The following is a 22,438-nucleotide window of genomic DNA, read 5'->3' as shown; positions in this document are numbered from 1 at the left end:
GGTTCTTAGTCCACCATCCGGTTCAGGCGTTCCACATCCAGCGGCCGCTGGCCATTTTCGACGCGTTGGCCCAGGTCTTCCATGGCCTGGCACAGCCGGTGGATGCGCTGATCCTGCTGGGCCGTATGGTTGATCAGTTCGTGCAGCACTTTCACCAGGGGGTCGTCGTCCGAACGGCCCACGCCGTAGGGTGCGAAATCCTCCGGGCGGTCGGCGGCGCCGGCGTCTTCGCCCTGGCGGCCGCGCTGCAGCAGGTCCTGCAACGGCTTGGCTGCCCAATCTGATTGGCAGGGCAGGTCGTCTCGGGTCGGCGGCGCGGATGGCGCCTGAGGCGCGCCGTCCTGCACGGCTGCGGCAGCGGACGCGCCAGAGGTCGCTGCGTCGGAGGCGGGGGCTTCCGATGTGTGGTCCTGCGGCAGGATGATGCGGGCCGGATTGCCGACTGCCGTCGCCCCGGCGGGCACCGGCTTGATCACTACGGCATTGGATCCAATGCGGGCGTGGGCGCCCACGGTGAACCCCCCCAGGATCTGGGCACCGGCGCCGACCACCACGCCTTCTTCCAGGGTGGGGTGGCGTTTTTCGCCTTTGTACAGGCGGGTGCCGCCCAGAGTGACGCCCTGGTAGATCGTGCAGTCGTTGCCGATCTCGGCGGTTTCGCCGATGACCACGCCAAAGCCGTGGTCGATGAAGACGCGCCGCCCGATCAGCGCCCCGGGGTGGATTTCGATGCCGGTCAGCATCCGCCCCAGGTGCGAGACGAAGCGCCCTGCCCAGTACCAGCCGCGCCGCCACAGGCCATGGGCCATGCGGTGGATCAGGATGGCGTGCAGGCCGGGATAGCAGGTCAGGATCTCGATGCGGCTGCGGGCGGCCGGGTCGCGCTCGTGGATGCAGGCGATTTCTTCGCGAAGCTGTTCAAACATGATGGTTCAGGCAGGGTCCTGGGGATGGGCTAGTCGGGCGGTGCGGATCATGGCGGTGCATAGGCCGCGCATCATGTCCACTTCGTCGGCGCTCAGGCAGTTGCGCGTCCACATCTGGCGCATCCGGGGCACCAGTTTCTTCGGGTGCTGCGGGTCCAGGAATTCGACGGCAACCAGGGCCTGTTCGAAATGATCCAGCATGGCCTGGACCCGGCTGCTGCTGGCCGGGTCGGTGCCGGGGTCGTGGCGGCCGTGCGTGTCGGGCAACCGGGCCTGGTGCGTCAGGGGCAGCAGGGCGTAGCGCATTTCCCAGGCGGCCAGCTGCAGCGCCTGTGACACGTTCAGGGAACTGTATTCCGGATTGGCCGGGATATGGCAGATCTGCTGGCACAGCAGGATGTCCTCGTTGGACAGGCCGGATCGTTCCGTGCCCAGCACGATGGCGACCTGCGATGCGGGGCTCGCCAGGACGGCGGCCGATTGCACGGCGGCCTCGCGGATGTCGCAGGGCGGCGCGCCCAGGGCGCGGGCCCGCGCCGTCAGGGCGAAGGCCAGGGTCGTGGGGCCCAGCGCATCGGCCAGGCTGTCGTGCAGGACGGCCTGTTCCAGGATGTCGGTGGCGCCGCTGGCCAGCGCCTGCGCGTCGGGGTGGCTCAGGACGTCGGGGTCAGCGGGCGCGACCAGGTGCAGGTCGTGAAACCCCATGGTTTTGATCGCGCGTGCCGCCGAGCCCACGTTGCCGGGGTGGCTGGGGCTGACCATGATGAATCGCACCCGGGCGAAGGGATCAGGCCCGTTGGCGGGCGAATCGGAGGAAACTGGCAGAGTCATTTAAAATAGAGAACTTGTTACCCGTGATCTTTGGAAACCTATGCATCCGATGCTCAACACCGCCATCAAGGCGGCGCGCCGCGCAGGCGCCATCATCAACCGAGCCAGTCTCGACCTTGAACGCCTGAATGTCGCGCGCAAAGGCCCCAAGGACTACGTGACCGAGGTCGATCGGGCTGCCGAGGAATCCATTATCGACATTTTACGCACAGCGTATCCCGAACACGGTTTCCTGGGCGAAGAATCGGGTACTCACGCGGGATCGGGCAGCGCGGCCGCCGAATTCCAGTGGATCATCGACCCCCTGGATGGCACCACCAACTTCATTCATGGATTCCAGCATTACGCGGTGTCCATCGCCCTGATGCAGCGCGGCCAGGCGACGCATGCGGTGATCTACGATCCCTCGCGCAACGAAATGTTCACGGCCAGCCGCGGCAGCGGCGCCTTCCTGAACGACCGTCGGGTGCGGGTGTCCTCGTGCGTGCGCTACCACGACGCCCTGCTGGCCTCGCACATTCCGCAGTCCACCGCGCTGCCGGCGCATTCGCCCTTCGTGCCGCTGCTGGCCGATTGCGCCGCCGCCCGGCGCACGGGTTCCACGGTGCTGGATCTGGCCTGGGTGGCCAGCGGCCGCCTGGAAGGCTTCTGCGGCGTCGGCCTGAAGCCCTGGGACATGGCGGCCGGCAGCCTGCTGGTGCTGGAATCCGGCGGCCTGGTGGCCGATTTCCATGGGGAACAGGGCTGGCTGGAATCCGGCAATGTGCTGGCCGCCGCGCCCAAGATATTCACCCAGATGATGGCGCACTTGCAGGCCTGATAAGGAAACATGATGGAATGGTTGCTGGATCCGGCAGCCTGGGTGGGCTTGTTCACCCTGATTGTCCTGGAAATCGTTCTGGGAATCGACAATCTGGTCTTTATCGCCATTCTGGTCGATAAGCTGCCCCCCAAAGAACGCGACCGGGCGCGGGTGCTGGGCCTGAGCCTGGCCCTGATCATGCGGCTCTTGCTGCTGACCCTGATGTCCCACCTGGTCAAGCTGACCGCCCCCCTGTTTCACATCGGGGACATGGGGTTTTCAGGGCGCGACCTGATCCTGATCGTGGGCGGGTTCTTCCTGCTGTTCAAAGGCACCTTCGAGCTGCATGACCGCATCGAAGGCCGCACCCAGCATGCCACCGGGTCGCGCATCCATGCCGGGTTCTGGGTCATCGTCACCCAGATCGTGATCCTGGACGCGGTCTTCTCCATCGATTCCGTCATCACGGCCGTCGGGATGGTCGATCACCTGGTCATCATGATGGCGGCGGTGATCATTGCCATGGCCATCATGCTGGTGGCCTCCAAGCCGCTGACCGCCTTCGTCAACGCGCACCAGACCGTCGTCATCCTGTGCCTGGGATTCCTGCTGACCATCGGTTTCTCGCTGGTGGCCGACGGCTTCAAGTTCGCGGTGCCCAAGGGCTATCTGTATGCGGCCATCGTCTTCTCGGTCCTGATCGAAACCCTGAACCAGTGGGCCAGGCGCAACGTGCGACGCGCCGAACTGCGTCGGCCACTGCGCGAACGCACGGCCGAGACCGTGTTGCTGATGCTGGGGCGCAAGCCCCTGACCAGCCCCGAACCCGAAGCCGATCAGGCGCATGATCAGCCCATACAGGCCTTCGTCGACGAGGAACGCAACATGGTCAGCGGCGTGCTCACGCTCAGCGACCGCAACGTGCATTCGGTCATGACCCCGCGCACCGACGTGTCGTGGATCAACCTGGATTCACCAGTGGAAGACCTGCGCGAACAGCTGATCCGGGAACCGCACAGCTTCTTCCCCGTGTGCCGGGGCACCCTGGACGAGGTCGTGGGCGTGGGGCGGGCCAAGGAACTGCTGCTCGATCTGCTGGAACACGGCCACATCCGCGAAACCCGCCTGCGCGAGCCCATCATCGTGCATGAATCCATCCAGATCCTGTCGCTGATGGAAACGCTCAAACGATCGCACGGCCTGCTGGTGCTGGTGGCCGACGAATTCGGGTCCATCGTCGGGGTAGTCACGCCCATCGACATCTTCGAGGCCATCGCCGGCGAATTCCCCGACGAGGACGAGGCCCCGGACATCATCGACCAGGGGGGCGGGCGCTGGCGTGTCGATGGCGCGGCCGACCTGCATCACCTGGAACAGATCCTGCACACCGATGGGCTGGTGGATGACGACGAGGAATATTCCACCATCGCCGGCTACCTGCTCAGCCGCTTTGGGCGCCTGCCCGACGTGGGCGACCAGTGCGAACTGGTGCATGACTACGACGCCTTCCGTTTCACGGTCGCCGCCCTGGAAGGCCGTCGGATCGCCGCCGTGCAGATCGAGCGCCTGGCCCCGCTGGAAGCCGACCCCGACGTAGAAATGCTGGGATGAGTCTGGACACAGGACCGTCCCTGCGGACGGTGCTGTGCCTGACGAATCCGAGCGGCCTGCAGGCTGCGAGGTGGGGCAGTCTGGACACAGGACCGTCCCTGCGGACGCCAATTTTATTTAAGTACGCGTATCAGCCGAACAACACACACTAGTCCCTGGCTGGAGCGGCGGCCAGGGGTGCAGCTGCACCCCCTGCGCCGCCGACACGGAAATCCAGCCCCCGCGCGGGGGCTGCGCATGATCGAATTCCCAATCGGGCAGCACGTAGCGCCGCGCCGCACGGCCATCCAGGTCCAATTCATGCACGGCGGGACGGTGCGTGTGCCCGTGGATCATGACGTTGCAGTCGGCCGATCGCAGCGCCTGGGCCACGGCGCCGGCATTCACATCCATGATCTGCATGGGCTTGCCGCGCCGTGCCTGGCGGCTGCGCTGGCGCGCCCAGTCAGCGACGGCGCGGCGCAAGGCCAGGGGCAGGGCCAGGAAGACCGTTTGTATCCAGGGGGTATGCACCACGCGCCGAAAGCGCTGATAGGCAGTGTCGTCGGTGCAGTATTCGTCGCCGTGGGCCAACAGGATGGGGCCGGCGTCGGTGTCCAGTCGCACGGGGGCGGCGACCAGCCGCGCGCCCAGCGCCTGCGCCAGGGCTGCGCCCATCAGGAAATCCCGATTGCCGCAGATCAGCCAGACGGGGATGGCCTGCGCTGTCTGGCGCAGTTCGCGCAGGGCCTGGTCCAGCCAGGCGGGTGGGTTGCGTAGCGCATGGTCGTCGCCGATCCAGGCATCGAAGATGTCGCCGCACAGGATCAGGGCGCGCGCCTGGGTGCGGGCGCAGGCCAGAAAGTCGTAGAAGGCGCGTGACGTCTGCGGGACGGCCGCGCCCAGGTGGATGTCCGAGGCGATCCACAGATCGCCTGGCAGCGCAGCCTTATTCAACCAGGGTGGCGCTTTCGATGATCACGTCCTCGACGGGGACGTCCTGGTGAAAGCCCTTGTTGCCGGTCTTGACTTTCTTGAGCTCGTCGACGATGTCGGTGCCCTCGATGACGCGGCCGAACACGGCGTAGCCCCAGCCGTTGGACGTGGGCGCGGTGAAGTTCAGGAAGTCGTTGTCCGCGACGTTGATGAAGAACTGCGCGGTGGCCGAATGCGGGTCGGCCGTGCGGGCCATGGCCAGCGTGTAGCGGTCGTTCTTCAGGCCGTTGTTGGCCTCGTTTTCGATCGGCGCGTGGGTCTGCTTTTGTTTCATGCCGGGTTCGAAGCCGCCACCCTGGATCATGAAGTTGTTGATCACGCGGTGAAAGATCGTGCCGTTGTAGAAGCCTTCCTGGACGTATGTCAGGAAGTTCTCGACCGTCTTGGGCGCTTTTTCAGCATCCAGTTCGATCAGCATGTCGCCCTTGTTGGTGTGCAGTTTGACGTGCGGATGTGTGCTCATGGATTTGCCTTGGGTGGATTGTTGGGCGCTGGTTTGAGCACCGGCCAGGCCGGGGGCCAGGGCCAGGGCAAAGCCCAGACTGAGGACGCGCATCCCGGTCAGGATGCGCAGGAAAGAAGAAAGATGGGACATGACAGGGTACGCGGAAATGTGGAAGTCAGTGGGTGGCGGGAGCCAGGGGGGACGCGTTGCCGGGAGCCGGGGATGCCGGGGCGGGGGAGGCGGCAGGCAGTGGGCCGGCGGCCGGCCGAGCCTGCACGGCGCGCGCCCGGGCAAACGATTCCTGGGCCAGCGCCATCTGCACGTGGCCCAGGTTTTCCAGGGCGGGCGCAAATGTGGGGTCGGACACCAGGGCCATGTTCAGGGCGTCGCGGGCCATCAGCAACTGGCCTTGGCGGACGTATTCGATGGCCAGCGCGTTCCAGGGTTCGGGCAGTTCCGGGTAGTTTTCGGTCATGGACTGCCACAGGGCCGTGGCCTGGTCATGATGGCCCAGGGCCGCCAGGGCGCGGGCCTTCTGGTATTGCAGCTGGACGTCGGTGCCGACGGGGTCCTTGGCGGCGCGGGCGGATTCCTGTTTCGCGATCATGTCCAGGGCATCCTGGGCGTGACCGGTGTCGATCAGTTCGGCAATGCGGTCCGTGACCTGGGAAGGCGTCAGGGGGATACCCGTATTGACAGAAGGGGTAATTTTCTTCAGCAGGTCGGCAAGCCCCTGCCAGCCGCCGTCCGGCTTTTCCGCCTGGGTGAATTCCCCGGTTGCCGAGTCGAATACCAGGCCTTGGATCGCCGTCGCGGACGCGTTAGTATCATGAGATGCGGCCTGGGCGGGTCCTGCGATCAAGCCGACGCAGGCAGTCAGGATAGTCAGAAAAACACGGGTCACGACACGGAGCGCCTAATGAGGGGTTTCAGAGATGGGGCCGGGGGACGGTATACTTGGCAGTTCATTTTACATCCCATCACATCGCCGGCAGGCCCGGCGCGTGGGGGTTGCTTGACCTTATCCATCCGACATGCTGCACATTTATAACACCCTTTCGCGCCAGAAAACCCCGTTGAAGACAGCGGAATCCGGGGTGGTGCGGATGTACGTCTGCGGTATGACGGTCTACGATTTCTGTCACCTGGGCCATGCCCGCATGCTGGTCAGCTTCGACGTGGTGCAGCGTTGGCTGCGGGCCTCGGGCTACCGGGTGCGCTACGTGCGCAACATCACCGACATCGACGACAAGATCATCCGCCGCGCTGTCGAGCGCGGCATGCCGATCCGCGCCCTGACCGAATTCTTCATCGCCGCGATGCGGGCCGATGAACGCGCCCTGGGCGTGCAGGCGCCCGACGACGAGCCTCGCGCCACGGAACACGTGGCCGGCATGCTCGACATCATCGGTGTGCTGCAATCCAAAGGCCTGGCCTATCAGGGCGCTGACGGCGACGTCAATTTTTCCGTGCGCAAATTTCCGGGCTACGGCAAGCTGTCCGGCAAATCGCTGGACGACCTGCGGGCGGGCGAACGGGTCGCCGTATCCGCCGGCAAACAGGATCCCCTGGATTTCGTACTGTGGAAATCGGCGAAACCCGACGAGCCCGCCGATACGCGCTGGGAATCGCCCTATGGGCCGGGGCGCCCGGGCTGGCATATCGAATGCTCTGCCATGAGCCACAGTCTGCTGGGCATGCCGCTGGACATCCACGGCGGCGGGCCGGATCTTAAATTCCCCCACCACGAAAACGAAATCGCGCAAAGCGAAGGCGCCTTTGGCGGCACGCTGGCCACCACCTGGATGCATTGCGGCCCCATGATGGTGGACACCGAAAAAATGTCCAAGTCCCTGGGCAATTTCCGTCGCATCCGCGATACGGTGGCCGATCCGGTGGCCGACGATGCCGCCGACTACTCGGCCAATCCGCGCGAATCCGAAATGCTGCGTTTCTTCCTGGTGCGCAGCCATTACCGCAGTGTGCAGAACTACACGCCCGACAATCTGCAGGATGCCCAGCACGCGCTCGACCGCCTGTATCAGGCGCTGAACAACGTGCCGCCCGCAGCCGTGGACATCGACTGGCAGTCGTCCCAGGCAACGGCGTTTCGCGACGCCATGGACGACGACTTCAACACCGCTGGCGCGGTCGCCGTCCTGTTCGATCTGGCCAGTCAGGCCAATCGCGACGCCGACGCCCAGGCCAGCGGCCTGTTGCGGGCCCTGGGCGGCGTGTTGGGCCTGCTGCAGGCCGATCCGCAGGTCTATTTGCAGTCGCCGACCCGGTTCCTGCCCGGTGGGGCGGTTGCGGCATCGCTGTCGGCGCAGGATATCGATGGCCTGATCGCCGAACGCGCGGCTGCAAAGGCCGCCCGCGATTTTGCGCGTGCCGATCGGATTCGCGCCGAATTGCGTGACCAGGGGGTGGAACTGGCCGATGCGGCCGGCGGCGCCACGCAATGGCGGCGGGTGTAGGCCATGGACATGTCCTATCCTGAATCCGTCGTGCAGCGTCCCGTCTACTGGGCCCAGGCCTGCCAGGACCTGATGCAGCGCGACCGCATCCTGCGCAAACTGATCCCGGTATACGGGCAGGAATGCGTCCAGGCCCCGCAGGGCCCCTACCAGACGCTGATCCGCATCATCGTCGGCCAGCAGATTTCGCTGGCGCTGGGCCGCAAACTATGGCGTCAATTGGTGCAGGCCTGCGGCCAGGACCTGCGGCCCGATTGCATCCTGAGACACTCCGAATCCGATCTGCGGGCCATGGGCCTGTCGCTGCGCAAGGCTCAGTACGTGCGGGACGCCGCCCGATATTTCCAGCAGGACCAATACATGGATCTCGATTGGTGGCAGGCGCAGGACGACGCAGCCATCGTGGCCCGACTGTGCGAAATCCGCGGGGTGGGGCGTTGGTCGGCGGAAATGTTCCTGGTTTTTTCTCTGCGGCGTCCCGACGTGCTGCCGCTAGATGACACGGCCCTGCTCAAGGCCATTTCCCATCATTACTTCAGCGGCGAACCCGTGTCGCGCTTCGAGGCCCGCGAGGTTGCGCAGGCCTGGGCGCCATGGCGCACGGTCGCCAGCTGGTACTTGTGGCGCAGCATGGATGCCGCTGCCGTCGAATATTGATTTTTCCATTCAGGAAATCCTGTTCTCATGCGAAATACCTTTCTTGAATTCGAACAGCCTCTGGCCGAACTCGAACAGAAAATCGAAGAACTGCGCTACGTGCAGACGGACTCTGCGGTGGATATCTCGGAAGAAGTCGGCCGTCTGCAGCAAAAGAGCCAGTCGCTGGCCAAGAACATCTATGCCAAACTGACCCCGTGGCAGACGGCGCTGGTCGCCCGCCACCCGCAGCGGCCCTATACGATGGACTACGTGCAGGCGCTGTTCACCGATTTCCACGAACTGCACGGCGACCGCATGTATGCCGATGATCAGTCCATCATCGGTGGCCTGGCGCGGTTCAATGGCACTCCCTGCATGGTGATCGGCCACCAGAAAGGCCGCGACACCAAGGAACGCGCCATGCGCAACTTCGGCATGCCGCTGCCCGAGGGCTACCGCAAGGCCTTGCGCCTGATGCGCCTGGCGGAAAAATTCCGCCTGCCGGTCTTCACCTTCGTCGATACCCCGGGCGCCTACCCCGGCGTGGGGGCGGAAGAACGCGGCCAGTCCGAAGCCATCGGCCACAATCTGTTCGCCATGGCCGGCCTGAAGGTCCCCATCATCGTCACCATCATTGGCGAAGGCGGTTCGGGCGGCGCCCTGGCCATCGCCGTGGGCGACACCGTCATGATGCTGCAGTACGCCACCTACGCAGTCATCTCCCCGGAAGGCTGCGCCTCGATCCTGTGGCGCAGCGCCGACAAGGCCGCCACGGCGGCAGAAGCCCTGGCCATCACGGCGCCACGCCTGAAAGACCTGGGCCTGATCGATCGCGTCGTCAACGAGCCCGTGGGCGGCGCCCACCGCGATCCGGCCACCATGGCGCGCCAGCTGCATCGTGCGCTGGCCGATGCCCTGCGCGAACTGTCCGGCCTGGATACCGAAGAACTGCTGCGCCGCCGCCTGGATCGCATCGCCGCCTATGGGCGCTTCCAGGAGGCCCGCTGATCGGCCCTGAGGGCCTGGTGCGGCGCCTGGCCGTGCGGTGCAGCGGCGCTGCGCCGTGATTCTGCGGGGGCTGTCATGAACATCCATTCCGCCGATGTCTGGCGGTCCGCCTGCGACGGCCACCTGCTGGCCGCCGTGCGCACTACGCTGGCGGGTCTGCCTGCAGGCGCCTCCGTCGGGGTCGCGCTCAGCGCCGGCGCCGATTCGGCCATGCTGGCCCTGCACGCCGCCGTCGCGTCGGCTGATGCCGGCCGGCCGCTGCATTGCTTTCATATCCATCATGGCCTGCAGGCCGCTGCAGATCAGTGGCAGGCGCAGGCGCATGCCCTCGCCGGGCTGCTGGGGGTCGCCTGCCATAGCCGGCGCGTCCGGGTCGCGAGGCAGGGCGACGGCATGGAGGCCGCTGCCCGTTCGGCGCGTTATGCCGCTTTGGCCGCGTTGGCGGCGCATGCGGGCGTGGAACACATTCTGCTGGCGCATCACCTGGACGACCAGGCCGAAACCGTCCTGCTGCGCCTGTTGCGCGGCGCCGGGCCGCTGGGCCTGGCGGCCATGTCCCCCGCCATGCAACGTCAGGCAATGAGCTACCACCGGCCCTGGCTGGAGCAGCCCCGGGACCGCATCCTGCAGGTGGCCGACCGTTTCGCCGAGACCAGTGGCTGGCATGCCGTGCAGGACCCCAGCAACCGGGATGCCCGGTATAAGCGCGCAGCCGTACGCCTGGACCTGGTTCCCGTGCTGGATGCGCACTGGCCTGCCTGGCGCCGGACCTTGGCCCGGCATGCCCGCCAGGCGGGAGAACTGGCGCAAGGGGCGCGGGATGCCGCAACAGCCGACTGGCTGCAACTGGACCCGCAGGATGGAGACGACAGTTTCTCGCTGGCGGCCTGGCGGGCGCTGCCTGCCGCGCGCCAGGCGCCGGTATTGCGGTTCTGGCTGCAGGAACGGGGGCTGCGCATGCCCACCGAGGCCCGGCTGAACGCCTGGTTGAAACAATTGCGCGAAGTCCATGCCCTGGGGCATGATCGCCAGGTGCGTCTGCGCCACGAAAAACACGTGATCGTGGTCCAAAAGGGGCGTGTTCGGCTGATATCCGAGGCAACGGACGGAAACATCCTCAAAACCCAGTTAGAATAATCAGCTTGTTTTCTTGCCTGCGGGCCAGTTGACCCCGCAGCGTTTCATTCTCTATCCATCATGCTCATTGTCCAGAAATACGGCGGCACCTCCATGGGTTCTGTCGAACGCATTCAGAACGTCGCCCGGCGCGTGGCCAAATGGCATGCGGCCGGCCACCAGGTGGTCGTAGTGCCCTCGGCCATGTCGGGCGAAACCAATCGCCTGCTGGGCCTGGCAAAAGAAATCTCCCCGCAGCCCGATCTGCGCGAACTGGACATGCTGGCGGCCACGGGCGAACAGGCCAGCAGCGCCCTGCTGGCCATCGCCCTGATGCGCCAGGGTGTGGCCGCGCGCAGCTATGCGGGCTGGCAGGTGCCCGTGCGCACCGACAGTTCCTACACCAAGGCCCGTATCAAATCGATCGACGATTCCCGCGTAAGGGCCGATCTGGATGCGGGCCGGGTGGTCATCATCACGGGTTTCCAGGGTATCGACGACGAAGGTCACATCACCACCCTGGGCCGGGGCGGTTCGGACACGTCGGCCGTGGCAGTCGCCGCCGCCATGCAGGCCGACGAATGCCTGATCTTCACGGACGTCGACGGGGTCTACACGACCGACCCGCGCGTGGTGCCGGAAGCCCGTCGCATGAACGTCATTTCGTTCGAGGAAATGCTGGAAATGGCCTCTCTGGGGTCCAAGGTCCTGCAGATCCGTTCCGTGGAATTCGCCGGCAAATACCAGGTGCCCCTGCGCGTGCTCTCGTCCCTGACCGATCCCCTGATCCCGGTCGACGAGGAAATGCATTCGGGCACGCTCATTACTTTCGAGGAAGATCACAAAATGGAATCCGCCGTTGTCTCCGGCATCGCCTTCAGCCGCGACGAAGCCAAAGTCACCCTGCGCAACGTCCCCGACACCCCGGGCGTGGCCTATTCGATCCTGGGACCCGTCGCCGCGGCCAACATCGACGTGGACATGATCCTGCAGAACATCTCCCAGCAGGGCATGACCGACTTCTCCTTCACGGTCAACCGCAACGACTTCGCGCGCACCCTGGACCTGCTGAAAAATCAGATCGGCCCGGCCGTGGGCGCCGGCGACGTCGTCTCCGACGACAAGGTCGCCAAGGTCTCCATCGTCGGCATCGGCATGCGCAGCCACGTCGGCGTCGCCAGCCTGATGTTCCGCACCCTGGCCGAGGAAGGCATCAACATCCAGATGATCAGCACCTCCGAAATCAAGACGTCCGTGCTGATCAACGACAAGTACATGGAACTGGCCGTGCGCGCACTGCACAAGGCCTTCGAACTGGATCAGGAGCCGGCCAAGGCCGAAGCCTGATTCCCGGTGGGCCCGCCACTGGCATCTGCAGCCGGCGGCAGGCCCCCGGCGCGGTTTGCAAGTCGCTCCGGGATCCTATGCTAGAATGCCGATCTTGCTGGAGACGTGGCCGAGTGGTTGAAGGTACTCCCCTGCTAAGGGAGCATGCGGCTTATACCCGCATCGAGGGTTCGAATCCCTCCGTCTCCGCCAGCGATTACGTAGAACCCGTTGATCCCATTCGTGGAATCAGCGGGTTTTGTTTTTGGCCTGACGCATGGCCCATGTTCACATCCTGGGCCACGCGTCTTCCTGGTCGTACATCGGGTCCGGGCCTGGGTGGAATTTCGTGACCTGGTCGCCATTGCGGCCCATGAACACGTACATCAGCGAATTCCAGACGTGGTCCTGCTTGTAGCGGTAGCTCCAGACGATCTGGCGCACGTTGGGCAGGCCAGCCGTGTCGATGATGGCGGGCGGGCCGAATTCGCAACGCACCTGCTCTGCAGTCCAGGTGCCTTGTTTCAGCACCTGGAAATGTTCGTCGGTCAGGATGGGCTGGATCGGCCCGACACGGCCCTGGGCGTCCACGGTCGCCCCCCAGGCGTATTGCCCGAAAGGCTGTTGTGACCAGATCGCGCGCGCCTGGCCCTGGCGGTCGGTGCATTGCAGGGTGGGAGAGCCGAACTGGGCGGATACCTGCGCCAGCGGCGTACCCGGCGGTGTGCTGCTGATGCTGGCGCAGCCAGCCAGCACCAGGCTGGCGCCGGCTGCGATCGATCCGGTCAGCAGGGTTAGAAACGAAGGGCGGTGCGACATGCTGGCTTCTCGATCGGTGCGAAGTACGGATCACCAGCATATCCCGAAAAACCCCCGGCGCGAATACCCTACAATCGGCCCAGAGCCCGTTGGCAAGGGGCCGGACGGGCGGCTCGGGGCCAGGCATCATCCTGCCCGCAGACACAGGGGGACATCGTGGAATCGACCTTCATGCGCGCTGTGCGCGACCGCACCGATGCGGCGATCGCTTCGGGCGACCTGCAGCCCATCCAGGCCGATCAAGTCGTGCTGCAGGATCGGGGCCTGTCCTTCATTGTGCGCTGGGTGGCCGCGCTGGCCGCCAAGGACGCGGCGAGAAATCCGGTCGGCGTCGCCACGACGTTGCCGGGTGGTCCGCGCGACCCCAGCTTCAATCCCTTCCTGAACCCAGATCCCGCCTTGCTGGTGGGGCCGGTGGGCGATCATCACGTCGCCATCCTGAACAAATTCCCCGTCTGCCTGCATCACCTGGTGCTGGCGCGACGCGTGTTCGCGGAACAATGCTCGCCGCTGGAACAGGTCGATTTCCAGGCGCTGTCCGCCGTTCTGTCAGTCGAGGGCGGGCTGGGGTTCTACAACGGCGGGGCGGCCGCCGGAGCCAGCCAGCGGCATAAGCACGTGCAGTGGATCCCTGCCTCGGACCAGAACGCCTCGCTGCGAGCGCTGGGGGCCGGCATGCCGGCGGATCTGCCGCAGGGGGCCATCGCCCGCCATCCGGCGTTGCCGTTGGCGCATTGTTTCGCGCGGGTGGCCGCAGGGCTGGGGGAGGACGTGCAGGCCAGCGCGCGCAGCATGCTGACGGCCTTCAATCAGGCATGCATTGCGCTGGGCCTGCGACCGGATGCCGATGGCCTGCTGCCGCCGTGCAACCTGCTGGCGGGTGATGGCTGGATGCTGGTGCTGCCGCGCAGCCAAGAACATTTTCAGGGGGTATCGCTGAACGCCCTGTCTTTCGGCGGCACCATCTACGTGCGCGATCCGGCCCAGATCGATGCCATTCGCGCCGCCGGCCCGCTGCAGGCGCTGGCCAGCGTCGGAGTGCCGGCCTAGTGCGCTGTTCGACTAATGCCCGTACTCGAGTTTGGATGGATTAGTCGAACGGCACGCCAGCCGGTCTCAGGTAAAAAACCAGTAGCACACGCCGATGGATGCCAGCACGCCGGCCAGGTCGGCCAACAGGGCGCAGCCCACCGCGTGGCGCGCCCGCTGGATGCCGACGGCCCCGAAATAGACTGCCAGCACGTAGAACGTGGTTTCCGTGCTGCCTTGTACGGTTGCGGCCAGCAGCGCCGCGAAACTGTCCGGCCCGGAATGCTGCATGGTTTCGATCAGCAGGGCCCGCGCCGCGCTGCCTGAAAATGGCTTGACCAGGGCAGTGGGCAGGGCGTCCACGAAGCGCGTGTCCAGGCCCATTCCGTGCGCCGCCCAGCGGATGGTGTCCAGCACCAGGTCCAGCGCTCCGGATGCCCGCAGCACGCCGATGGCGCACAGCATGGCGACCAGGTAGGGCAGCAGGTTCTTGCAGACCTCGAAACCGTCGCGAGCCCCCTCGATGAAGCTTTCATACACGGGAATCCGCTTCCAGGCGCCCACCGCCAGAAAGGCGATGATGACACCGAACAGCACCAGGTTGCCCAGCAGGGATGACAGGGCCGCTACGGCGCCGGCGCTCAGGCTGGCCAGGAGCGCCATGAACCCGCCCAGCAACAGGGCGCCTCCGCCCAGCCAGGCCAGGACCACGGGGTCCCCCAGCCGCAGGCGCTGCACGAGCGCCACCGACAGCAGCCCCGTCAGCGTCGAGGCCGAGGTCGCCAGCAAAATGGGCAGGAACACCAGCGTCGGGTCCGGCGCCCCCTGTTGCGCCCGGTACATGAAGATCGATACCGGCAGCAGGGTCAGGGAAGACGAATTCAGCACCAGGAACAGGATCTGCGCATTGGTGGCGGACTTGGGGTCCGGATTCAGCGTCTGCAGCGCATGCATGGCACGCAGCCCGATGGGTGTGGCTGCGTTGTCCAGCCCCAGGGCATTGGCCGCGAAATTCAGCGTCATCAGGCCCAGCGCCGGGTGTCCGGCGGGCACCCCCGGCATCAGCCGCCGGAACAGCGGCCCCAGCAGGCGGGCCAGGCCCTGCACCAGGCCGGCGGATTCCGCGATGCGCAGGAATCCCATCCACAGGGTCAGCGTGCCGAACAGCAGCAGCATCAACTTGACCGACAGATCGGCCATGTCGAACAGGCTGGCGACCAGGCGGGAAAATACGTCCGGGTCGCCCAGCACCAGCCACTGGAAAACCCCGGCCACCGCCGCGATCAGGAAAAAGGCCAGCCACAGGATGTTCAGCATGCCGGCCTCCGCGTGAACCTGCCGCAGTCGGGACGGAACGGCCGCATGCCCGTGCCTACCTGGTCGTCACTGCATCCGGATTGACCAGGATGCTGCGGTCGACATCCTGGATCCGGGTGCGGCCGCAAAACGCCATGGACACGTCGAGCTCATTGGCGATGAGTTCCAGCCCGCGCCGCACGCCGGCTTCGCCGGCCGCTGCCAGCGCGTACAGAAAGGCCCGGCCGATCAGCACCCCGTGCGCGCCCAGGGCCAGCGCCCGCAGCACGTCCTGGCCGCTGCGGATGCCGCCGTCCATCAGGACCTCGATGCGCTCGCCGACGGCTTGCGCGATGGCCGGCAGCGCCGCGATGGATGAGGGCGCCCCGTCCAACTGCCGCCCGCCGTGGTTGGAGACGATCAGCGCATCGGCCCCGGCATCGACCGCCAGGCGGGCGTCCTGCGCGTCCATGATGCCCTTGACGATGATCTTGCCGCCCCAGCGTTCCTTGATCCAGGCCAGATCGTTCCAGTTCAGGGTCGGGTCGAACTGGTCGCGAGTCCAGGAGGCCAGCGAGCGCATGTCGGCTACCCCTTGGGCGTGGCCGATGATGTTGCCGAAGCTGCGGCGCCGGGTACCCATCATCTGCCTGCACCAGCCCGGCTTGGTCGCCAGGTTCAGCAGATTGCCCAGCGTCGGGCGCGGCGGCGTGGACAGGCCGTTCTTGATGTCTTTGTTGCGTTGTCCCATCACCTGCAGGTCCAGCGTCACCATCAGGGCCGAACAGCGGGCGGCCCGGGCCCGGTCGATCAGTCGACCGATGAAGTCGCGATCGCGCATCACGTACAGCTGGAACCAGAATGGCCGGCTGGTGTGGGCTGCGACGTCCTCGATCGAACAGATGCTCATGGTCGACAGGGTGAAGGGCACACCGAAGCGTTCCGCCGCGCGCGCCGCCAGGATCTCGCCGTCGGCGTGCTGCATGCCCGTCAGCCCCGTGGGGGCCAACGCCACCGGCATGGCTGCGTCTTCACCCAGCAACTGGGCGCGCAGGCTGCGCGATGCGATGTCCACGGCCACCCGCTGGCGGAATTGCAGGGCCTGCAGATCGTTTTCGTTGGCCCGGTAGGTGGTCTCTGTCCAGGATCCGGAATCCATGTAGTCGTAGAACATGCGCGGCACGCGTCGTCGGGCCAGGCGGCGGAAATCTTCGATACAGGTGATCTTGTTCAGGGCAGGCAAAGAGGGGGCTCCGGTAGAGACACCCTGGTTTATACCGTGTTTCCCGGCATCGGGGAAGGCAGTATTATGGATCGCCGTCTGGAAATATTTTTTAACTTCATTTCTTGCCGTTTTAGGGCTGTCAATACTGGTCACAAGTGCATCTGGTTTGTACAATGCAACGGTATTTGCAACACTTAAACAATTAAAGACGCAAGTTCATGCTTCAAGAACACTGGCCAGAAGCCAGTGGCTCCGACTTGCCAGTGGGCGTTTGCCCAGGTGCTCTCAATGTTCCATTAACACTGGTGTCGTCATGGTCTTAATACCATTTCGTTGTTACATCCGGTGCGGACAGCCGTCTTGACAGATTTTCCCTCTTGGGCCTGCGTGGCGCCGTATACGTGTGTAATAGAGTCCACTTGTTTCTGACGATGTAATTTGTATCCGTTCGTCTGGACGCTGTCGGAAGGCCACATGGCTGTCCGGGCTGATGTCCCTGAGGAGAATGACACATGAACAACCATAAAACCCCCCTCGCTTTGCTGTGCGCCGCCGTGGCGCTGGCATTCTCCGTTACGGCGTCTGCGGAAAACATTTCCCTGCAGCAAGCTGTGGAATCCGCAGTGCTCAACAACCCCGAAATCGGCGCCCAGTTCCAGAACTTCCAGTCCAGCCTGGAAGGCCAGAAGGTCGGCCGCGGCCGCCTGCTGCCGGAAGTCAATCTGCAGGGCTGGACCGGCCGCGAATATCGGGGCAGCAGCGACAACAACCCGTCCACCGACTGGACTCGCAACGGCTACAGCCTGTCGCTGCGCCAGTTGCTGTTCGATGGCTTTTCCACCATCAATGACGTGCGCCAGCTGGGCTTTGAAAAGCTGGCCGACTACTACACGCTGAAAGCCACGATGGACGACCTGGCCCAGCAGGCTACCCAGGCCTACCTGGACGTCCAGCGGTATCGCGAACAGGTCCGCCTGGCCGAACAGAACTACAAGCTTCACACCGATATCCTCAAGCAGATCGCCGAACGCAGCGATTCCGGCGTGGGGCGGGGCGTGGACGAAGTCCAGGCCCAGGCCCGGGTGGCCCTGGCGCAGACCAATCTGCTGACCGCCAGCGGCAATCTCAACGACGTCACACAGCGCTACCAGCGCATTGTGGGCAAAGTCCCGGCCGATACCATGGCCGAAGTCCCCAACGTGGACAAAGACCTGCCTAAAGACCCCACGGATTTCATCCCATCGGTGCGGGTGAACCCCAGCGTACTGGCCAAGCAGGCCCTGGTGCAGGCGGCCGAACGCGGCAATGCCTCGGCAAAAGGCCGCTTCTCGCCCACTCTGGAATTGCGTGCGGCAACCGGGCGTGACCGATCCGATCCGCCGTACATCGCCGACCAGTCGGTGCAAAGCTCCAACATCCAGTTGATGGCCAACTTCAACCTGTTCCGTGGCGGCTCCGACATCGCCCGTGTGCGCCAGACGGCGGCGCAGACCTACGCAGCCCGCGACGTGCGCGACTACACCTGCCGCAACGTCCAGCAGGAACTGTCCATCGCCTGGAACAACGTCGTGCGCCTGCGTCAGCAGATGCCTTTCCTGCAGCAGCATGAACGTGACGTTGCCCAGGTTCGCGTGGCGTACCTGCAACAGTTCAAGATCGGCCAGCGCACCTTGCTGGACTTGCTGGATACCGAAAACGAACTGTTCGATGCCCGCCAGGCCCTGACCAACGGCGCCTTCGATCTGCGGGTCGCGGAATTCCGCTGGCTCAGCCTGTCGCACCGTGTGCTGCCGGCGCTGGGTCTGGGCGATCCCTACCAGGAACAACCCGACGAGGCCAGCAAGCTGGAATTCCCGGATGAGATCCTCAAGGCCTGCATCACGCCTCTGCCCGACACCAGCCGGCTCCAGCCTGTGCAGGTGAACTACCAGGGCGGCATGAAACCCCCGGTCCTGGCTCCAGCCGGTAAAAAAGGCGCCAGCGGCTGGAATTGATGCCGTGTCATGACGGCGGGCCGCTCCGGCCTGCCCGGGCGCAGAGAAAACCGGGTTGCCGGGCAGGCAACCCGGTTTTCTCTATGGAACAAGGAACACGTTGATGGCTTCTGACCGTGACCGCATCAAACAGGATCTTTCCGAACTGGATGCCGGGTTCATCCGGGTCCTGGAAGACCTGATCGATGCCTTGATTGCCAACGGGTCCTTGCGCCTGACGGACTTGCCCGCCCAGGCGCTCGAAAAGCTCAACCAGCGCAAACGCGCGCGCCAGCGCCTGCATGACGCGCTGGATCTGATTCCCGATGACGACAACATCCTCTGAAGCTGCCATGGCCGCACAGCCTGAATCCCCCAAATCCGATTCCCAGCCACAGGCGGCCTTCCCGTCAGGGCCGGCGGCTGCGGGGCCGGAATTGCCCGGCGCAACGCCGCACCAGCTGCATGACGACCCCTTGCTGGCCAGCCTGGTGCTGGTCACCCAGTTGCTGGGCCGCCCCTGCACGGGGCAACAGCTGTCGTCCGGCCTGCCGCTGGTCGATCAGTGCCTGACGCCGTCCCTGCTGGCGAGGGCCGCCTCCCGGGCCCAGTGCAGCGCCCGCGTCGTGCGCCGCAAGCTGGGTGGCTGGTCGCGCAGCGTGTTTCCGGCCATCCTGTTCCTGAAGAACCAGCGCACCTGCGTGCTGATCCGTGAACGCGCCGACCAGTACCTGGTGCAGTACCCGGAATCCCCGGAACCCGTCGAGGTCCACAAAGCCGACCTGGAAATCGAATACACCGGCCTGGCGGCCTTCGTGCGGCCCAAATATCGCACCGAAGACCGCACCCAGGATGCCCATATGCGGGCGCGCAGCGGCCACTGGTTCTGGGCCGCCATGCTGGGCAACTGGAAGATGTACCGCGATGCGATCGCGGCCGCCGTGCTGATCAACATCTTCGCGCTGGTCATGCCGCTGTACACCATGAACATTTACGACCGCGTCATTCCCAACAGCGCGGTCGAAACCCTGTGGGCGCTGACCATCGGCATCGCCCTGGCCATGGTCTTCAATCTGGCGCTGACGGCGATCCGCGCCTACGTGGTCGACATCGCCAGCAAGCGCGTCGACGTCGAATTGTCCTCGCGCATCATGGAACAGGTGCTCGATCTGCGCATGGAAAGCCGGCCGGTGTCGGTCGGGTCCTTCGCATCGAACCTGCGTTCCTTCGAGTCCGTGCGCGATTTCATCGCATCGGCCAGCCTCACCACCCTGGTGGACCTGCCCTTCGTGCTGCTGTTCCTGGTGGTGCTGGCCTGGATCTCGCCCTGGATGGTGGCGCCCCCCATCGTGGCCATCCTGATCATCCTGATCGTGTCGCTGTTTTCGCTGGCCCGGGTCGAAAAAATGACCCTGGAATCCTTCCAGGCCGGGGCGCAGCGCAACGCCGGGCTGATCGAGGCCCTGAACGGCATGGAAACGATCAAGGCCCTGAATGCCCAGAGCCATTCGCAGCGCATGTGGGAAGAATCCACCCGCTGGCTGGCCGAACTGGGGGCGCACATCAAACTCACGTCCTCCGTCACGGTCAGTTTCGTGCAGACCTGCCAGCAGCTGGTCAACATCAGCGTGGTGGTGATCGGCGTCTATCTGGTCCAGGACGGCATGACCATGGGCGGCATCATCGCCGCGTCCATGATTTCCGGACGCTGCCTGGCCCCGCTGGGGCAGGTCGTGGGCCTGATGATGCAATATCACAACGCCAAGGCATCCCTGAAATCCATCGACAACTACATGGCTATGCCGGTCGAACGCCCGGCTGATCACGCCTTCATGCCGCGCCCGCTGTTGCGCGGCGGCATCGAATTCCAGGGCGTGACCTTCGCGTATCCCAACACCCAGATGGCGGCGCTGGACAACGTCAGCTTCCGTATCCAGCCGGGCGAAAAGGTCGGCATCATCGGGCGCATCGGCTCGGGCAAGACCACGCTGGAAAAACTGGTGCTGAAGCTCTATGCGCCTGTCCAGGGGGCCATCCTGGTCGACGGTATCGACCTGAACCAGATCGATCCGGCCGACGTACGCCGCACCATCGGCTACGTGCCCCAGGACCCGGTCCTGTTCTACGGCACCCTGAAACACAACCTGACCATTGCATCGCCCTTCGCCTCCGACGAAGACGTGCTGCGGGCGGCCACGCTGGCCGGCGTCGACGAATTCGCCGCCAGCCACCCGGAAGGCTACAACATGATCGTGGGCGAACGCGGCGATTCGCTGTCCGGGGGGCAGCGCCAATCCATCGCCATCGCCCGGGCGCTGGTCAACGATCCGCAGATCCTGCTGCTGGACGAACCGAGCAGCAATATGGACCATCAAAGCGAATCCCAGCTCAAGGCCCGCCTGCGGGCGGCCAGCCAGGGCAAGACCATGATCCTGGTCACGCACCGCACCTCGTTGCTGGATCTGGTCGACCGGCTGATGGTCATCGACCACGGTCGCATCGTGGCCGATGGTCCCAAGGCCCAGGTGGTCGAAGCGCTGCGCCAGGGCCGTATCGGCGGCGCGCGCAAGGGGTGAACATGGGACTGCTACCAAACTGGTTCGGCCGCCTGCGCACCTCGTTCGCCCCCGATCACCAAGAAAGCAACAAGGACATGATCGGCGACGCCAACTGGGTGCTCAGCCAGCAGCGCACCCGGGGCTCGCGCGCCCTGATCTGGATGTCGCTGCTGACATTGGGGGTGCTGATTTTCTGGGCCTCCACGGCCGAGATCGACGAGGTCGTGCGCGGCGAGGGCAAGGTCGTGCCGTCCCGCCAGGTGCAGATCGTGCAAAGCCTGGACGGGGGCGTCGTCCAGGAAATCCTGGTGCGCCCCGGCGACAAGGTTCAGAAAAACCAGGTCCTGCTGCGCATCGACCCTACGCGGTATTCCTCGTCGCTGGGTGAAAACCGGGCAGAATCACTGGCCCTGAAGGCCAAGGTCGCCCGCCTGGAAGCCATTGCCAACGACACCCCTTTCCAGGCGCCGCCTGACGTGGTCGAACAGGCCCCCCACCTGGCCGAACAGGAAAGCAACGTCTGGCAGGCGCGTACCCGCGAACTGAACGCCAACCTGGAAGTCGCTCGGGAACAGCTGAATCAGCGTCAGCAGGAATTGCGTTCCACCATTGCCAACCGCGATCAGGCTGCCACGGCGTGCAGCCTGTCGTCGCGCGAATACACGATGACCAGGCCGTTGCTGGCCAGCGGCGCCGTGTCGCAGGTAGATCTGCTGCGCCTGCAGCGCGACGTGGCCAAATACTGCGGCGACCAGAAATCGGCGGCCGCGCAGATCGACAAGATCCAGGCCGCCATCCAGGAAGCCCAGGCCAAATTGAACGAAACCGAGGTCACCTTTCGCAACCAGGCCCGCACGGAACTGTCTGATACCCGGGCAAAGCTGTCATCCCTGCTGGAAGGCCAGATCGCGCTGGCCGACCGGGTGACCTCGTCCAACATCCGCTCGCCGGTCAACGGCACGGTCAAGACCCTGACGGCCAACACCATCGGCGGCGTTGTCCAGCCCGGCAAGGACATCATGGAAATCGTGCCGTCCGACGATACCCTGCTGCTGGAGGTCAAGGTCAACCCGCGCGACATCGGTTTCCTGTACCCGGGCCAAACGGCGGAAGTCAAGTTCACTGCCTACGATTTTTCCATCTACGGCGGCCTGCAGGGCCACGTGGAAGAAATCGGCGCGGATTCGATCACCGACGAAAAAGGCAATTCCTATTATCTGGTCAAGGTCCGCACTGAAAAGTCCTATGTCGGCAGCGACGAACGGCCCATCATTCCGGGGATGATGGCCGAGGTTCACATCCTGACAGGCAAGCGTACCTTGATGCAGTATCTGCTGAAACCCGTTCTGCGAGCGCATTCCAACGCGTTCCGCGAACGCTGA

20 protein-coding genes and 1 tRNA gene are annotated in these 22,438 nt (G+C 64.9%); 13 read left to right on the top strand and 8 right to left on the bottom strand.

Going from position 1 to position 22,438, the window contains the following annotated elements:
- Positions 1-5: 5 nt before the first annotated feature.
- Both cysE and VDP74_RS06680 read right to left on the bottom strand, forming a co-directional pair.
- On the bottom strand, positions 6-926 hold the full coding sequence (gene cysE / locus VDP74_RS06685) for a serine O-acetyltransferase (RefSeq protein ID WP_322998854.1): 921 nt from the start codon (positions 924-926) through the stop codon (positions 6-8).
- A gap of 6 nt (positions 927-932) precedes the next feature.
- Positions 933-1,757, bottom strand: a complete 825-nt coding sequence (locus VDP74_RS06680) for an RNA methyltransferase (RefSeq protein ID WP_322998853.1) — start codon at positions 1,755-1,757, stop codon at positions 933-935.
- A gap of 40 nt (positions 1,758-1,797) precedes the next feature.
- Between VDP74_RS06680 and VDP74_RS06675 the strand changes: the two genes are divergently transcribed.
- The gene (locus VDP74_RS06675; RefSeq protein ID WP_322998852.1) at positions 1,798-2,577 is read left to right on the top strand and encodes an inositol monophosphatase family protein; all 780 of its coding nucleotides are present in this window, start codon (positions 1,798-1,800) and stop codon (positions 2,575-2,577) included.
- A gap of 12 nt (positions 2,578-2,589) precedes the next feature.
- Positions 2,590-4,170: a TerC family protein gene (locus tag VDP74_RS06670; protein ID WP_322998851.1), complete on the top strand. Its 1,581-nt coding sequence runs from the start codon at positions 2,590-2,592 to the stop codon at positions 4,168-4,170.
- Between the two features lie 117 nt (positions 4,171-4,287).
- Here the strand turns inward: VDP74_RS06670 and VDP74_RS06665 are convergent, their stop codons facing one another.
- From VDP74_RS06665 to VDP74_RS06655, 3 genes are all read right to left on the bottom strand, one after another.
- A complete protein-coding gene (locus VDP74_RS06665) occupies positions 4,288-5,106 on the bottom strand; it encodes a UDP-2,3-diacylglucosamine diphosphatase (RefSeq protein ID WP_322998850.1) in 819 nt (272 codons plus the stop codon).
- On the bottom strand, positions 5,099-5,608 hold the full coding sequence (locus VDP74_RS06660) for a peptidylprolyl isomerase (protein WP_322998918.1): 510 nt from the start codon (positions 5,606-5,608) through the stop codon (positions 5,099-5,101). The genes VDP74_RS06665 and VDP74_RS06660 overlap by 8 nt, the downstream gene beginning before the upstream one ends.
- A gap of 157 nt (positions 5,609-5,765) precedes the next feature.
- Positions 5,766-6,494: a tetratricopeptide repeat protein gene (locus VDP74_RS06655; RefSeq protein ID WP_322998849.1), complete on the bottom strand. Its 729-nt coding sequence runs from the start codon at positions 6,492-6,494 to the stop codon at positions 5,766-5,768.
- Between the two features lie 130 nt (positions 6,495-6,624).
- On the opposite strand from VDP74_RS06655, the gene cysS reads away from it, so the two are divergent.
- The 6 genes from cysS to VDP74_RS06625 all read left to right on the top strand — a co-directional run bounded on the left by cysS (position 6,625) and on the right by VDP74_RS06625 (position 12,369).
- Positions 6,625-8,067, top strand: coding sequence for a cysteine--tRNA ligase (gene cysS, locus VDP74_RS06650; protein WP_322998848.1), 1,443 nt, complete (start codon positions 6,625-6,627; stop codon positions 8,065-8,067).
- 9 nt (positions 8,068-8,076) lie between these two features.
- Positions 8,077-8,724 carry a DNA-3-methyladenine glycosylase 2 family protein gene (locus VDP74_RS06645; protein ID WP_322998847.1) on the top strand — a complete coding sequence of 216 codons (648 nt, stop codon included), beginning with the start codon at positions 8,077-8,079 and terminating at the stop codon, positions 8,722-8,724.
- A 27-nt stretch (positions 8,725-8,751) separates the two neighbouring features.
- Positions 8,752-9,714, top strand: a complete 963-nt coding sequence (locus tag VDP74_RS06640) for an acetyl-CoA carboxylase carboxyltransferase subunit alpha (RefSeq protein ID WP_322998846.1) — start codon at positions 8,752-8,754, stop codon at positions 9,712-9,714.
- Positions 9,715-9,789: 75 nt separating this feature from the next.
- Complete coding sequence (gene tilS, locus VDP74_RS06635; protein ID WP_322998845.1) at positions 9,790-10,851, top strand: tRNA lysidine(34) synthetase TilS; 1,062 nt, start codon at positions 9,790-9,792, stop codon at positions 10,849-10,851.
- 60 nt (positions 10,852-10,911) lie between these two features.
- A complete protein-coding gene (locus VDP74_RS06630; RefSeq protein ID WP_416232948.1) occupies positions 10,912-12,177 on the top strand; it encodes an aspartate kinase in 1,266 nt (421 codons plus the stop codon).
- A gap of 99 nt (positions 12,178-12,276) precedes the next feature.
- A tRNA-Ser gene (locus tag VDP74_RS06625) sits at positions 12,277-12,369 on the top strand.
- A 75-nt stretch (positions 12,370-12,444) separates the two neighbouring features.
- Here the strand turns inward: VDP74_RS06625 and VDP74_RS06620 are convergent.
- Positions 12,445-12,975 carry a hypothetical protein gene (locus tag VDP74_RS06620; RefSeq protein WP_322998844.1) on the bottom strand — a complete coding sequence of 177 codons (531 nt, stop codon included), beginning with the start codon at positions 12,973-12,975 and terminating at the stop codon, positions 12,445-12,447.
- Positions 12,976-13,131: 156 nt separating this feature from the next.
- On the opposite strand from VDP74_RS06620, the gene VDP74_RS06615 reads away from it, so the two are divergent.
- Positions 13,132-14,025, top strand: coding sequence for a phosphorylase (locus VDP74_RS06615; RefSeq protein ID WP_322998843.1), 894 nt, complete (start codon positions 13,132-13,134; stop codon positions 14,023-14,025).
- A 66-nt stretch (positions 14,026-14,091) separates the two neighbouring features.
- Here VDP74_RS06615 and VDP74_RS06610 read toward each other — a convergent pair whose 3' ends face one another.
- Together VDP74_RS06610 and VDP74_RS06605 are read right to left on the bottom strand one after the other, a co-directional pair.
- Positions 14,092-15,321, bottom strand: coding sequence for a nucleoside recognition domain-containing protein (locus VDP74_RS06610; protein ID WP_322998842.1), 1,230 nt, complete (start codon positions 15,319-15,321; stop codon positions 14,092-14,094).
- Between the two features lie 55 nt (positions 15,322-15,376).
- A complete protein-coding gene (locus VDP74_RS06605; protein WP_322998841.1) occupies positions 15,377-16,543 on the bottom strand; it encodes an alpha-hydroxy acid oxidase in 1,167 nt (388 codons plus the stop codon).
- A gap of 494 nt (positions 16,544-17,037) precedes the next feature.
- Here VDP74_RS06605 and VDP74_RS06600 point away from each other — a divergent pair, with 494 nt between their 5' ends.
- The 4 genes from VDP74_RS06600 to VDP74_RS06585 all read left to right on the top strand — a co-directional run bounded on the left by VDP74_RS06600 (position 17,038) and on the right by VDP74_RS06585 (position 22,438).
- On the top strand, positions 17,038-18,519 hold the full coding sequence (locus VDP74_RS06600; protein ID WP_322998840.1) for a TolC family outer membrane protein: 1,482 nt from the start codon (positions 17,038-17,040) through the stop codon (positions 18,517-18,519).
- Positions 18,520-18,622: 103 nt separating this feature from the next.
- Positions 18,623-18,844 carry a hypothetical protein gene (locus tag VDP74_RS06595; protein ID WP_322998839.1) on the top strand — a complete coding sequence of 74 codons (222 nt, stop codon included), beginning with the start codon at positions 18,623-18,625 and terminating at the stop codon, positions 18,842-18,844.
- Between the two features lie 7 nt (positions 18,845-18,851).
- Positions 18,852-21,074 carry a type I secretion system permease/ATPase gene (locus VDP74_RS06590; RefSeq protein ID WP_322998838.1) on the top strand — a complete coding sequence of 741 codons (2,223 nt, stop codon included), beginning with the start codon at positions 18,852-18,854 and terminating at the stop codon, positions 21,072-21,074.
- Between the two features lie 2 nt (positions 21,075-21,076).
- Positions 21,077-22,438, top strand: coding sequence for an HlyD family type I secretion periplasmic adaptor subunit (locus VDP74_RS06585; protein ID WP_416232947.1), 1,362 nt, complete (start codon positions 21,077-21,079; stop codon positions 22,436-22,438).

This window comes from Castellaniella sp., from assembly GCF_034674885.1.
GTDB lineage: Bacteria > Pseudomonadota > Gammaproteobacteria > Burkholderiales > Burkholderiaceae_B > Castellaniella.
This window is presented reverse-complemented; position numbering and strand designations above follow the sequence as displayed.